The sequence below is a fragment of the Streptomyces sp. NPDC050535 genome (genome assembly GCF_044457665.1).
In the GTDB taxonomy this organism is placed as follows: Bacteria; Actinomycetota; Actinomycetes; order Streptomycetales; family Streptomycetaceae; genus Streptomyces.
The window spans coordinates 16,873-30,323 of sequence record NZ_JBITHE010000002.1; the positions used below are offsets into that span (position 1 = coordinate 16,873).

The following is a 13,451-nucleotide window of genomic DNA, read 5'->3' on the forward strand; positions in this document are numbered from 1 at the left end:
GGAAAATGGCGGAGAAAGCGGTGCTGCTCTTCGGGATACGGGAACGCCGTCTGCCGGGCGATGGTCCAGATGTCTGGATATCGCCAGGGTTTGACGTGAAAGAGGCGACCCGTAGGCGCCGACGGTCGGGAAGATTGTGGGCTCCGGTCGGCCGACGTCCCGTAGGGGCCGCCCGTCCACAGGCAGGGGGGCGCGTGGACACACCTCATCGGGACCTGGAACGGGAACGGGTTTCGGACAACAGGCCTTATTTCTTTCTGAGTTACGCCCACACACCGCCCTGGGGGCCGGGCGGCGGCGACCCCGACCACTGGGTGCAGGTGCTCTTCACGGATCTCTGCGACCACATCATGGCGCTCACCGACCTTCCGGCCGGCGCGCCCGCGGGATTCATGGACCGGGAGATGCGCTCGGGAGACGGGTGGCCGGAGAAACTCAGCGAAAATCTCGCCAACTGCCGGGTCTTCGTACCACTGTTCTCACCGCGCTACTTCACGAGCGAGAGTTGCGGCCGGGAATGGTTCGCGTTCAACGAACGTATTCTGCGGGCACGGGCCACCGGTTCCGGCGCGCTGGCCTCCATCGTGCCCGCACTGTGGACACATATCGATTACGCCCAACTCCCCGATTCCGTACGGCATATCCACGTGGATCACGCCCAGTTCGGGGACCGGTACGCGGCCAACGGGATCTACGGGCTGATCAAACTCAACCGGCTGCGCGACGAGTACGAGGAGACCGTGCTGGGGCTGGCCCAGCGGATCGTGCAGATCGCCCACGAGTCGCCGTTGCCGGCCAGCAGGCCCCGCCCCTACGAGCGGACACCCAGCGCGTTCAAGCCACGCGGCGAGGGGCCGCGGCACATCCACCTGACCGTGGCGGCGCCCACCCGGCACAGCATCCCCGACCACCGCGACAACCGCCCCTACGGCGAGGACGCCCAGGACTGGAACCCCTACCACTCGGAGTCGACCCGGCCGCTGCCCGCGCTCGCCGAGGAACTGATCCGGTCGCTCGACTACCGGATCACCGTGTCGTCCTTCGACGACGAGGACCCCGGCGAGGACCTGGTGACGGACGACTCCGACAAGGCGGCGCCGAGTCACCCCGGGATTCTGCTCGTCGACCGCTGGGCGCTCAACGACGAGGAACGGCGGCGCAGACTCAAGGCGTTCGACACCAACGCCCGCCCGTGGGTCAGCGCGATCGTCCCCTGGAACCGGGCCGACATCCAGTGCCACGGCGAGGAGGGCCGGCAACTGGCGGAGGAGCTGGAGCGGACACTGCCGGTGATTCTGGAGCGGGGCCGGCGTACCGACTCGCGGGTCGCCGTCAACGGCGTACCGACGCTCAAGTCCTTCACCGACGTGCTGCCGGCCGTCGTCGCGCACGCGACCCGGCAGTACCTCAAGCACGCCGAGGCCCACCCGCCCCCGGGCCCGTCGCTCCGCAGGCCCCGTCTGACGGGCCCCACCCACTCGCCGCAGTTCGACAGCGGATCCGATCACGGAGGAGAAGCATGACGGCCGTGCAGGACGGACGCATCATCACCTTCTACTCGTACAAGGGGGGCACGGGCCGCACCATGGCCCTGGCCAACACGGCGTGGATCCTCGCCGCCAACGGCAAACGCGTCCTGACCGTCGACTGGGACCTGGAGGCACCTGGGCTGCACCGCTTCTTCCACCCCTTCCTCCCCAACGCGCTCGCGGCCACCACCGGTGTCATCGACATCATCAGCGAGTACGCGTGGGCGGCGACCACCCGGACCCAGCGCTCCGGCCCCTGGCACCTGGACTACGCGCACGTGGAACAGCACGCCATCTCGCTCACCCCCGAGCGGCTCGGACTGCGCTTCCAGGACGGCGGTTCGCTCGACTTCCTCTCCGCCGGGCGCCAGGACCGCTCGTACTCCGCGACGGTGTCCTCCTTCGAGTGGGACAACTTCTACGAGCGGCTGGGCGGCGGACTGTTCTTCGACGCGCTGCGCGACGACATGAAGGCGTCGTACGACTACGTCCTGATCGACTCGCGCACCGGACTGTCCGACAGCGCCGACATCTGCACGATCCAGATGCCGGACGTGCTCGTGGACTGCTTCACGCTCAGCGACCAGTCGCTGGACGGCGCGGCGGCCGTGGCCCGCAGCGTCGAGGCCGGGTACGGCAAGCGGAAGATCCGGGTGCTGCCGGTGCCGATGCGCATCGACGAGGGCGAGAAGGAGAAGGTCGACGCCGGACGGGCCCTCGCCCGGATGAAGTTCGACGGGCTGCCCAAGGGACTCCGCGGCGAGGACCTCGGCTCCGAGGACCTGACCACGTACTGGGGCAACGTGGAGATCCCCTACCGGCCGTACTACGCGTACGAGGAGACACTCGCCACCGTCGGCGACGAGAGCGGCATCGCCAACTCGCTGCTGTCCGCCTTCGAACGGCTCACCGCGGTCATCTCGGACGGCGAGGTCACCTCGCTGCCCGCGGTACCGGAGCCGGTACGGCTGCGCTGCCGCGACGCGTTCCTGCGGCGCCGGCCGATGACGACAGCCGCCGATGTCGTCATCGCGTACGCGGCGGAGAACCGCACCTGGGCCGACTGGGCCGACGCGGTCCTGCGGCACTGTGGCTGCCACGTCACGCTGCACGAGATCTCCACCGGGCCCGTCGAGCGCCCGGACCCGACGACACGCACCGTCGTGCTGCTGTCGAAGGCCTTCCAGAAGTCCCGGTACGCGGACCTCGTCTGGCGCGCCCTGATCGACACCGACCCGGACGGCGCGCACGGGACCATGGCCTCGCTGCGCGTGGACGATGTCCCCACTCCCAAGTCGTACCGGGAACACAACCTGGTCGACCTGCACCGGCTCGACGACGCCCAGTGCGTCACCGAGCTCCTCGACGCCGTGGACGTACCGGTGCAGACCGTGAGCATCGGCCCTTCGGGACCGCGGTTCCCCGGGAACACCCCGGCGATCTGGAACGCCCCTCAGCGCAACAACACCTTCACCGGCCGCAATCTCATCCTGGACCGGGTCCGCGCCCAGTTCGGCGGTGGCGCGTCCACGGTTCTGCCGCAGCCACAGGCGCTGTTCGGGCTCGGCGGGGTCGGCAAGTCACAGGTCGCCATCGAATACGTACACCGCTTCATGGCCGACTACGACCTGGTGTGGTGGATCTCGGCCGAGCACGAGGACGAGATCGTCGCCTCGCTCGCCGATCTGGCCGCCCGCATCGGCGCGCCCGGCGGTGAGGACATCACCCTGGCCGGCCAGGAAGCCGTACAGATGCTCGCCCGCGGCCTGCCGACCAAGCGCTGGATACTCGTCTTCGACAACGCCGACGACCCTGCGAAGCTCCCTCGCTACTTCCCGCCCGGCGGTGGCGGCCACATCCTGATCACCTCCCGCAACCAGGCCTGGGCACAGGAGGGAACGTCCGTGCCCATCGACGTCTTCCTGCGCGAGGAGAGCGTCGAGCACCTCACCCGGCGGGCCTCCGGGCTCAGCGAGGAGGAGGCCGACCAGGTGGCGAACGCCGTGGGTGACCTGCCCCTCGCGGTCGAGCAGACAGCGGCGTGGCTGGCCGAGACAGCCACCCCCATCGACGACTACCTGCGCCAGCTGGCCGAGCAGACCACCGAGGTGCTGGACCTCAACCAGCCGCCGGACTACCCCACGACGGTGGCCGCGACCTGGAACATCTCCATCACCCGGCTGAAGGAACGCTCCCCGGCGTCGGTCCGCCTGCTCCAGCTGTGCGCCTTCCTCGCCCCCGAACAGATCTCCTCGCAACTGCTTTACAGCAAGGAGATGATCGACGACCTCAGGCTGTACGACCCCGCCCTCCAGGAGAGCCTGCTGCTCGGCCGGGTCATCCGGGAGATCGGCCGGTTCGCGCTCGCCAAGGTGGACCAGGTCAGCAACAGCATCCAGGTGCACCGCCTGGTGCAGGCCGTGATCCGCGCCCAGCTGACCGAGGAGGAGCAGCAACAGGCCAGGCACGTGGTGCACACGGTGCTGGCGGGTGCCCGGCCCGACGGTGACGAGCCCATAGACGACCCCGAGACCTGGCCGCGCTTCGCCGTCATCTGGCCGCACCTCACCGCGTCGGACGCCCGCAGCTGCAAGCAGGCCGAGGCCCGCCGCCTGCTCATCGACCGTGTCCGCTATCTCTGGAAGCGCGGTGACTTCCCCAACGCCCAGCGGCGGGCCGAGGACCTGCTCGCGCACTGGAAGCCGCTGCTCGGCGAGGACGACGTGCAGTACCTGTATCTGCGCTGCCAGCTCGCCAGCGTGCTGCGCTCCCAGGGGCTCTACGTGGAGTCGCGCGACATCGACCAGGAACTCCTCGACCGCCAGCGCCGGGTGCTCGGCCCCTCGCATCCGCACACCTACGTCACCATGTCCAGCCTGGCCAGTGACCTCGCGGCGCTGGGCGCCTACCGGTCCGCGGTCGAGCTGGCCCGCGAGGCGCACCAGGGCTTCAGCCAGATCTTCCACGAGTCGCACCGGCGCACCCTCAGCGCGGCCAACAACCTCGCGCTGGCACTGCGCATGGTGGGCCGTTACGGCGATGCCCGCACCCTCGACCAGGAGACGCTCGACCGGCGCACGGAGGTGCTGGGACCCGACCACCCCTACACGCTGGCCTCGGCCGAACGTCTCGGCCGCGACCTGCGGGAGGTCGGCCGCTACTCCGAGTCCGTGGCGCTGCTGTCGCGCGCCTACGACGCGCACAAGCGGATCCTGGGCAAGAGCTTCCCCGGCACGCTCAGGTGCGCGAAGTCGCTGGCCGTCTCGCTGCGCAGGGCGGGGCAGCTGGAGGACGCCCGGCGGCTGACGACCGCCACCCGGACCGAGTACCGGGCCCAGTACCCGGCGCCGACCCCGGACTCCCTCGCCTGCGACCTGAACATGGCGGCCGACCTGTTCGCCGCCGACGAGCGCGAAGCGGCCCGCGAGGTCGCTCGGGAGGCGCTGGCGGAGTATGTGAAAGTGCCGGGCAAGGATCACCCCTACACACAGGCCGCACTCAACAATCTGGCGATCTTCCACTGGGGCTGCGGCGACGTCGCGGAAGCGGAGACGCTGTTCGGCCAGGTGGTGCCGCGGATGGCGGAGGTGCTCGGCGAGCACCATCCGCACACCCTGTTCTGCGGCGTCAACTACGCCAACGTGCTGGCCGACCAGGGACGCTTCGAGGAGGCCTGGGAGCTGGAGAAGAAGGCGATGGACACCCTCACCGACGTACTCGGCGCGCACCATCCCGAAACTCTGGCCATCGTCACCAACTCCGCCCTGACACTCTCCGCGCTGGGCCGCAAGGACGAGGCCCGGCGCATGAGCGAGGAGGCGCTGGGCGAGTTGCGCACACTGCTCGGCGAGGAGAACGGGATGACGCGGATCGCGGCCGCCGGGCGGCGTATCTACCGTGACCTGGAGCCGCTGGCGGTGTGACGGCCGGTTTCCCGGTCCCTCTGAGGTGACCGGTCCCCGCCGGGGGACCGGCCCTGTCAGTCGGAGGATTCCGACAGCAGCCAGCCGAACACCTTCGGCAGGGCCCGCAGCGCGGCGAAGTGGGCGCCGGTCGGTTCGAGGACGGCCGTCGCGCGGGGGATCCGCGCGGCCAGCCAGGACATGTGGGACGCCGGTGAGAAGACGTCCTTCGCGCCGTGCCACAACATCACCGGCACCTGGATGTCCGCCGGGTCGAACCCCCAGTCCCCGGTCAGCGCGAGCGCGTCGTCGATCCACCCGTACGGCGAATGCCGCAGCGCCTCGCGGTAGTTGCGCACCAGCATCGACCGGATGGCGTTGTCCGAGACGATCTGCCGGTCGTCGTCGGTGAGTTCGCGGCGCAGCTCCTCCAGGAGCCGCGCGGGGTCGTTCCGGATCGCGACCGACCGCGGAATCAGCCGGGCCACGAAGCGCTCGGGGTCGGTGAAGGCGGTCTTGAACTCGTTGACGTTCGAGGGCGCCATGCCCGCGAACCAGTCGAGCCCCTCCGCGTTCCGCGGCGCGAGCCCGACCAGCGCGGCGGCCCGCGTCACCCGGTCCGGCATCAACGCGGCACAGGCCAGGGCGTGCGGGGCGCCCCCGGAGCGGCCGGCCACCGCGAACCGGTCGAGGCCGAGCGCGTCGGCGACGGCGGCCACGTCCTGCGCGACATCGACGACACGGCGCCCCGGCTTGCGGTCCGAACCGCCGTACCCGGGGCGGTCGTAGCTGATGAGGCGGGTACCGCACTGGTAGAGGAACATGGGCCGCGGCCGGGGCCCGACCCTGCTGCCGGGCATGCCGTGCAGCAGGAACACCGGGCGCCCGTGCGGATCGCCCGAGATCTCGACGCGCAGAAGCCTGCCGTCAGGCGTCCGCACATGGTCGTGCACAGCGCTCCCCCCTCCCTCGGTCCGGACGGACCGGGACAAACGCTGCCCGGACCCTGCCCATGCGTACCCGTCACGAAACGAAACCACAGTTCAACAGAGCGTCATTTTCCGGCCACTTGAAACCGCCCGGAAACCTCCGCGACCTGGGCCGCCCGGGTCGCGCGAGCGCCCCCCGCGCTGTTCTACTCTGTCGCGCATGAACGCACCAGGGGATCTCGTCGACGGACGGTTCGAGCTGGTCGAGCGGCTCGGTACCGGAGGGATGGGGACGGTGTGGCGCGCCCTGGACACCGTGCTGCACCGCTACGTCGCCCTCAAGGCCGTACGGCCGGACGCGGCGGCGTCCGAGGCGGTGCGCGAGCGGGTGCTGCGGGAGGCCAGGGCGCTGGCCCGGCTCAGTCATCCGAACGTGGTGACGGTCCATCACATCGTGGACGTGGATCCCCATCCGTGGATCGTGATGGAGCTTGTGCCCGGCATCACGCTCCAGGACAGACTCGACCAGGGTCCCCTGACGCCCGTGGAGGCGGCCCGGCTCGGCCGGCAGTTGCTCTCCGCGCTCCACGCCGCGCACACCGCCGGCATCCGGCACCGCGACATCAAACCCCCCAACATCCTGCTGCGCCCGGACGGCACCGCGGTCCTCACCGACTTCGGCATCGCGGCCCTGCACGGCACGACCTCGCTGACGATGACCGGCGAACTGGTCGGCTCCCCCGAGTACATGGCCCCGGAGCGGATCCGCGGCCACAGCGACGAACCGGCCTCCGACTTCTGGTCCCTCGGCCTCGTCCTGTACGTCTGCGTGGAGGGCGTCAGTCCGCTGCGCCGCGCCACGACACTCGCCACCCTGGCCGCGGTGCTCGACGATCCGGTGCCGCCCCCGCACCGTTCGGGTCCGCTCGCCCCCGTTCTGGAGTCCCTGCTCGTACGGGATCCGGCGGCCCGGCCGGACGCGGCACGGCTCGACTCGATGCTCGCCGAGGTCGAGTCGGGCAGGGCGGCGCGGTGGGGGTCGCGGACGTCGACGGCCGTGGTTCCTCTGCCGCCCGCGAGTCACGCGCCCACCCGGCTGGACGGGCCGGGGCCGCCGCCGGACTCCGGGGGCCGGTCCCGGAACCGTACGAAGGCGAAGGCCGCCGTCGCCGTGGCCGCCGTGCTGGCGCTCGCGGCTGGGAGCGCGCTGTTCCTGAGCCTGCGTGGCGGGTCCGACGACACCAAGGAGGCGGGCGGGGGCGGGAGTTCGGGCTCTCCGGCGAGTGAGGTGCCGGCGGTCAGTTCCGCGCCGCGGCCGTCGCCGAGCGCCACGGGCAGCCCGTCGGCGAGCCCGACCGGATCGGCGACCTCGGACAAACCCGCGGCGGGCCGCTGGATCGCGCAGCTCTTCTCCGAACCCGTCAGCTCAGGAACCGCCGCCCGGGACAGACGCCTCGCCGCCGTCAGGGAGTCCGTGCCCGACGCGGTCTTCCTGCGCAGCGACGGGTACGCCTCACTGGGCCCCGGCTACTGGGTGATCTACGCGCCGGGTCCCTTCACCGACGGCGGCGCCGCCCTGTCGTACTGCGCCGAGCGCGGCAGAACCACGGCGAACACCTGCATCGGCCGCTACCTGAGCACGAGTTCGGACGACTTCGGCCTCCAGTGCCGCCCGCCGGCCACCGCTCCGACGGGCCGCTGCACCCGCTCCTGACGGGCGTAACCCCCGGGCGCTCTTTCCGGCGCCCCGCCTCACACGCTCTCCAGGCCGGCATTCACCGTCGGCCGGGTGACCGGGGGACGGCATTCCCGCCGCGCCGGCAGGAGACCGGCCGTGCAGCGCTTCCAGCAGCTTCGTGCTCGGCGAGAACGCGCAGGCCGCGGGGTTTGAGGAAGTCGGCGCCCCGGGTGCTCACCCCCGGTCTCGCGTCGACCACGACCACCCGCCGGCCCGCCCGGCCCAGGAGCAGGGCCGGCAGTGCTCCGCCGACACCGGCCCCGACATCACGCAGTCGATGTCGGACGCCGGGGGTTTCCCCCGCGGGACGTCGACCATCAGGAGCCCGCAAGATATCGCCCGGGGGCGATGATCCGGTCCGGGTCCCAGAGCCGCTTGAGCCCGCTCAGCGGACCGTCCTCGAAGTCGGCCGAACGGTCGGTGATCTCCCACGGCTGCTGATCGATGTTGGACCGGTAGGGCGGAAAGCCGGCACGCAGGAACGAGTCCCGTGCGGTGGCGCGCAGCACGTGCGCGCGCTCGATCGAGTCAGGCTCCCGTACGAACGGGATCTGCGTGACCATGTTGGTGGAGTGCTGGGAGATCACGTTGAACTCGAGCATCCCGGCTGTCCCGTGCCGTTCGGACTCGATCGCCATCAGCTCGACCGCGGTGACCAGGCTCACCGGGTGGAGCGGAACGACGGGAAGGAACGTCAGCCAGCCCACGGGCGCCGCGTCCACCTGCGCACACGTGTCGACCCGCAGGCCGGCCCGCAGCGCGTCGCAGGTCGGGGTGCCCCGGGCGAACCGGGTACGCGCGTACAGCGGGTCGTCCTCCGGGGTCGTGGCGGTGTCCAGCGACCGGATCGCTATCGGCTCGGCGAACTGCCGGAAGATGTCGCGGATACCGCGTTCGGCGTCCTCCACGGCGGCCCGTGAGCCGAGCAGCGGCACCTGGATCGTGATCGTGCTCGGGTCGGCGGTCTCCGGGACGGCCGCGGAGCACCCGTCCGGGATCACGAAGAGGTCCTTGAGCCGCAGCATGCCGTTGGTGGGAATGCGCGCCCTGCTGATCCGGACCATGGCGTCGGCGGCGGCGCCGAGCGCGTCGCGGGCGAACGTCGCGTGGATGAGCGTGATCGCCTCGGGCCGCGGGATCAGGCTGATGGCCATGGCCGTGACGACGCCGAGGTTCGACTGTACGAAGGTCCGGGTCAGGTCGGGTCCGGCGACCGTGCCGGACCGCCTGCCGTGCCGGTCGAGACCGCCGGTGGTCAGGATCTCGCCGGTGCCGAGTACGACCTCCAGGCCCAGCAGATCCTCCGCTCGGGCCCGGATCGTGCCGTCGCCGCGTTCGAGCGTGTTGCCGACTACGCCGACGTCCGCGCATCCCGCGGTGACGTTCAGCATCCAGGGCGTGCCCTCAAGCAGCTCACTGAGCTGACGCTGCGTCACGCCCGGCTCGACCACCGCGTAGCCGTCGTCCAGGTCGAGCGTACGGATGGCGTCCATCCGGCTCAGGTCGAGCACGGTGCAGTCGCCGACCACCGGCGACCGCGACCCCATGCCCCAGTTGCGGCCGGTGCTCAGCGGGTACAGCGGGGTTCCTTCGGCCCGCGCGGTGAGCACATGCTGCCTGACCTCCTCGGCGGTGCTCGGGAACCGGGTCGCACGGACCTTCCTTGGGCGGTGTTCACCCAGGTCCGGCTGTGGACACAGGGCCGCGCCGTCCCCGTCGGCACACGTGCCGAGCGCTCTGGAGGTCTCCTCCGTGATTGCCATCTCTGCTGCTCCAGGTGACTTCTGAAGAAAAGGCGTCGGGCTGCGACGGCGTTCCCTCCTGCCGTCCAACCCCGACAACGGAACGCGGAGTGGACCGGATCACCTGGAACAGGGCGAGAATGTGTAACGCTCTCGCGTCAGCAGGACTGGTGGACATACCCCTTCGTGCCCTTGGGCACGACGAGTTCGTCGCGGCGGATGACGCTCAGCGTGCTGCTCCAGTCGGGGCACACCTGCGACAGGCCCTTCGTCGTGTACTCGACGATGAACACGTTGTTGTCGAACGCGTCGGCGAACTGACCGCACTCGTTCCACTCTCCGCAGCCCTCCACCACGGCGAAGTCCAGCCCCACGGAGACCCGGTCGGCAACCAGGTCAAGGGTGTTCTTCTGGGCGATGGCCAGGCCCTTCTGGTGGGCGTGTGTCGACAGCAGCTTCATGAGCGCCTTGGCCTGGCCGGCCTGGAGGTACTCCGGGAAGCGGGTGAAGCTGTCGTAGTTGTCGGGCTCGACGGCCTTGTAGCCCTTCGCCGCGCACGTGTCGATCCAGGAGTTCACCTGGGCCGCGACGCGCTGCCGCTTGGCGTCCGTACGGATGTCCAGGACCGCCTCGTTCCAGTCCGTGTCGTAGACGACCTTCCCGGCGTCGTCACGCAGCAGCAGGTCGGAGTCCCATTCGTCCGCCGCGCCCTCCTGGACCAGGAAGGCGTTGACATTGCAGATGTTGTAGACACCCGGCGCGGGCGAGTCCTGCCAGTCCCGGCTGACCACCCGCACACCGGCCGGCGGGGGGTAGGCGCCGCCGATCTGGTAGTCCCACCGCACGTGCTTCGGCGGCAGCGTCACCGCGGCGGCGTTCGCGGACGAGGGGGAGGAACCGGCGGATGAACCGGTCGACGGCGCTGTGGACTCGGGCGCGTTGGACGACTGGGAAGGGCCGTCCTGGTCCGACATGGTCTTCACCGCGGTGATGCTCAGCCCGGTGACGACAACGGCCGCGGCGAGGCCGACGAGCACCCGCCGCCCCCGACGTCTGGTCCCGATCCGGGTGAGGTCCGCCGCCCCCGCTCCGCCGGAGGTGACCGGATCCCGCGGAATCGGGCCCGTACGGGAATCCCGCCGGCCGGCTTCGGCCTCCGCGGCGTCGGCCGCTGCCCGGGGCACCATTTCCCCGGCGGACTCCGACCCGTGGACCTCTTTCCCATGGACCTCTTCTCCGGCGACCGCTGCCGGGTCGGCCTCTTCCGGGCCGGTCTCTTCCGAAGCGGCCTCTTCCGAAGCGGCGGAATCCCACAACGTCCGGAACATGTGGTGCAGTTCGGCGAGCTCGGGCCGGGCGCCCGGATCCTTGTCCAGACAGCGTTCGGCGATGCTCCGCAGCGGTTCCCGGACCTCGTTGAGGGCCGGCGCCTCGTACATCACCTGATAGCCCGTCAAGTACGGGCTGCTGCCGTCGAAGGGCCGGTTGCCGGTGGCCGCGTACACCAGCAGCGAGCCCAGCGAGAACACGTCCGAGGCCACGGTGACATCCCGCGGCGAGGCGAACTGCTCCGGCGACATGAACGGCGGCGTGCCGATCAACCTCCCGGTCACGGTGAGGGCTTGGTTGTCGACGGCGTGCGAGATGCCGAAGTCGATGACGCGGGGGCCGTCCTCGGCCATCAGGACGTTGCTCGGCTTCAGGTCACGGTGCACCACACCCACCCGGTGGATGTCGCGCAGCGCCTCGACCAGACCGAGCGCGAGCGCGTACAACTCGCCGCCGTGCAGCGGCCCGTCGTTGGACACGACGTCCGCCAGCGTGCGACCGGGCACGTAGAGCGTCGCCATCCACGGCTGTTCGGCGTCCGGATCGGCGTCCACCACCGGGGCCGTGAACGCTCCGCTCACCCGGCGGACCGCCGCGATCTCCTGCCGGAACCGGGCCCGGAACTCGTCGTCCTGCGCGTACTGCGCGTGCACGACCTTGACCGCGACCCGCCGCCCCGAGATCGAGCGCCCCAGATAGACGACGCCCATGCCGCCGCTACCGAGCCGGTCGATCAGCGTGTAGTCGCCGATCGACTCCAAATCGCCGGGCCTCAGCGACATCGCTGATCACCTTTCCCATGTGCCCCGTATCGAAAAGCTGTTCAGGGACATCAGACTAGTACTGAGGTCTGTCGGCGTGTTGTGCGACGTCCCCGCGGATGGTCCAGGCGGTCAGCTCTCCCAACGGCCCGTCGTCAGCCGTGCCGTGACCGTCTTCGGCCGCTGGAACTCGTGCAGCGCGAGCGCGCTCAGATCCGTCCCGTGGCCCGATGCGCCCCGGCCGCCGTGCGGAAGTTCGGCGGTCTGTACGAGGTGGCAGTTGAGCCACGTCTCACCCGCGTCGAGGCGGGCGGCCAGCGAGAGGCCGGTGGACAGGTCAGCCGTCCAGACACTGGCGGCGAGGGCCTGGGGGACGCCGTTGGCCAGGGCCAGCGCGGCGTCCAGGTCGTCGGCGGCCTGGACGGTGAGCAGCGGGCCGAAGACCTCCTCCACGACCGCCGGATCATCGTCGGGCAGATCGGCGAGGACGCGGGCGGGACGCCAGAATCCGGACTCCTCACCCGAGTCGGGGGCGATGTCCCCGGCGATGCTCCGCTTGGCGGCGGAGGCGGCGAGGATCCGGTCGTAACGGGCGGCCTGGTCGGGGTTGTTGAGGGGCCCGAAGTCGCGGCCCGCGACACGGGCGGACAGTGCCTCGGAGAGCCGCTGGACGGCGGTCTCGTAGTTCTCGCGGAGGGTGATCACGCGGGCGGGGGCGGCGCAGCTCTGACCGGCGTTGTAGGTGCAGGCGCGGGCCAGCTCCCTCCAGGTGTCCTCGGGCGCGTCGGGGAGGACGAGCGCCGGTGCGTTTCCGCCGAGTTCGAGGCTGACCCGGCGGCCCCCGGCACGGGCCGCGACATCGGCGCCGGCACGGCCGCTGCCGGTGAAGGCCACCATGTCGACGTGGTCCTCGACGAGGAGCCGGCCGGTCCGCCGGTCGCCGGGCAGGCACTGGAGGACGTCGGGCCCGAGGGCTTCGGCGGCGTGTTCGGCGAGGAGCCCCAGGCTGTCTGGGGTGGTCTCGGCGGGCTTGGCGACCACCGTGTTGCCCGCGGCCAGCGCGGGCGCGCACCGCCAAGCGGACATCAGCAGCGGGTAGTTCCACGGAACGATCACCCCTACCACCCCGACGGGCTCCCAGCGCACCCAGCTCTCGTGCCCGTCGACGAGCCGTCCGGCGGCTGGTGCCGACTGGGCCCGTACGGCCGAGGCGTAGAACCGCAGCAGGTCCGCGAGTTGCTCGACCTCGCCCGCCGTCTCCGCGTCCGGCTTGCCGGTCCCGGCGCGCTCGCGGGCCACGTACCCGGCGGAGTGCTCCTCGACCAGCGCGGCCAGCCGCTCCAGCCGACGGGACCTGTCCTTCGGGGTGAGCCCGCCCCAGCCGGGCAGCGCGGCCCGGGCGCCTGCCACGGCCGAACGCACCTCGTCCTCCCGGGCGATGGGGGCGGTGCCGCGTTCACGGCCGGTGCGGGGGTCGACGAGAACGGTGTTCATGCTGATGGAAATCTCCTCGTGCCGATA

General features: G+C 70.9%; 8 protein-coding genes. 3 read left to right on the forward strand and 5 right to left on the reverse strand.

Features of this window, described 5'->3' with window-relative positions; all coding sequences use genetic code 11:
* The first annotated feature begins 194 nt into the window (after nucleotides 1–194).
* On the forward strand, nucleotides 195–1,523 hold the full coding sequence (locus ACIBLC_RS05085) for a TIR-like protein FxsC (RefSeq protein ID WP_399209305.1): 1,329 nt from the start codon (nucleotides 195–197) through the stop codon (nucleotides 1,521–1,523).
* A complete protein-coding gene (gene fxsT / locus ACIBLC_RS05090) occupies nucleotides 1,520–5,452 on the forward strand; it encodes an FxSxx-COOH system tetratricopeptide repeat protein (RefSeq protein WP_399209307.1) in 3,933 nt (1,310 codons plus the stop codon). Before ACIBLC_RS05085 ends, fxsT begins: the two co-directional genes overlap by 4 nt.
* A 56-nt stretch (nucleotides 5,453–5,508) precedes the next feature.
* Here fxsT and ACIBLC_RS05095 read toward each other — a convergent pair whose 3' ends face one another.
* Entirely contained in the window at nucleotides 5,509–6,384 is an 876-nt protein-coding gene (locus tag ACIBLC_RS05095) for an alpha/beta fold hydrolase (RefSeq protein ID WP_399209308.1), read from the reverse strand.
* Nucleotides 6,385–6,580: 196 nt separating this feature from the next.
* On the opposite strand from ACIBLC_RS05095, the gene ACIBLC_RS05100 reads away from it, so the two are divergent.
* Nucleotides 6,581–8,074, forward strand: a complete 1,494-nt coding sequence (locus tag ACIBLC_RS05100) for a serine/threonine-protein kinase (RefSeq protein ID WP_399209309.1) — start codon at nucleotides 6,581–6,583, stop codon at nucleotides 8,072–8,074.
* A gap of 61 nt (nucleotides 8,075–8,135) precedes the next feature.
* Here ACIBLC_RS05100 and ACIBLC_RS05105 read toward each other — a convergent pair whose 3' ends face one another.
* The 4 genes from ACIBLC_RS05105 to ACIBLC_RS05120 form a co-directional block, all read right to left on the reverse strand.
* Nucleotides 8,136–8,429, reverse strand: coding sequence for an NAD(P)-binding protein (locus ACIBLC_RS05105; protein ID WP_399209310.1), 294 nt, complete (start codon nucleotides 8,427–8,429; stop codon nucleotides 8,136–8,138).
* On the reverse strand, nucleotides 8,416–9,861 hold the full coding sequence (locus ACIBLC_RS05110) for an FAD-binding oxidoreductase (RefSeq protein WP_399209311.1): 1,446 nt from the start codon (nucleotides 9,859–9,861) through the stop codon (nucleotides 8,416–8,418). Before ACIBLC_RS05110 ends, ACIBLC_RS05105 begins: the two co-directional genes overlap by 14 nt.
* Before the next feature lie 137 nt (nucleotides 9,862–9,998).
* Nucleotides 9,999–11,951: an endo alpha-1,4 polygalactosaminidase gene (locus tag ACIBLC_RS05115; protein ID WP_399209312.1), complete on the reverse strand. Its 1,953-nt coding sequence runs from the start codon at nucleotides 11,949–11,951 to the stop codon at nucleotides 9,999–10,001.
* Nucleotides 11,952–12,062: 111 nt separating this feature from the next.
* A complete protein-coding gene (locus tag ACIBLC_RS05120) occupies nucleotides 12,063–13,424 on the reverse strand; it encodes an aldehyde dehydrogenase family protein (RefSeq protein WP_399209313.1) in 1,362 nt (453 codons plus the stop codon).
* Nucleotides 13,425–13,451 lie beyond the last annotated feature (27 nt).

Bases quoted from the DNA above. Each gene is read 5' to 3' on its own strand.
- ACIBLC_RS05110 (WP_399209311.1), bottom strand. From the start codon at position 9,861: ATGGCAATCACGGAGGAGACCTCCAGAGCGCTCGGCACGTGTGCCGAC.
- ACIBLC_RS05115 (WP_399209312.1), bottom strand. From the start codon at position 11,951: ATGTCGCTGAGGCCCGGCGATTTGGAGTCGATCGGCGACTACACGCTG.
- ACIBLC_RS05100 (WP_399209309.1), top strand. From the start codon at position 6,581: ATGAACGCACCAGGGGATCTCGTCGACGGACGGTTCGAGCTGGTCGAG.
- fxsT (WP_399209307.1), top strand. From the start codon at position 1,520: ATGACGGCCGTGCAGGACGGACGCATCATCACCTTCTACTCGTACAAG.
- ACIBLC_RS05120 (WP_399209313.1), bottom strand. From the start codon at position 13,424: ATGAACACCGTTCTCGTCGACCCCCGCACCGGCCGTGAACGCGGCACC.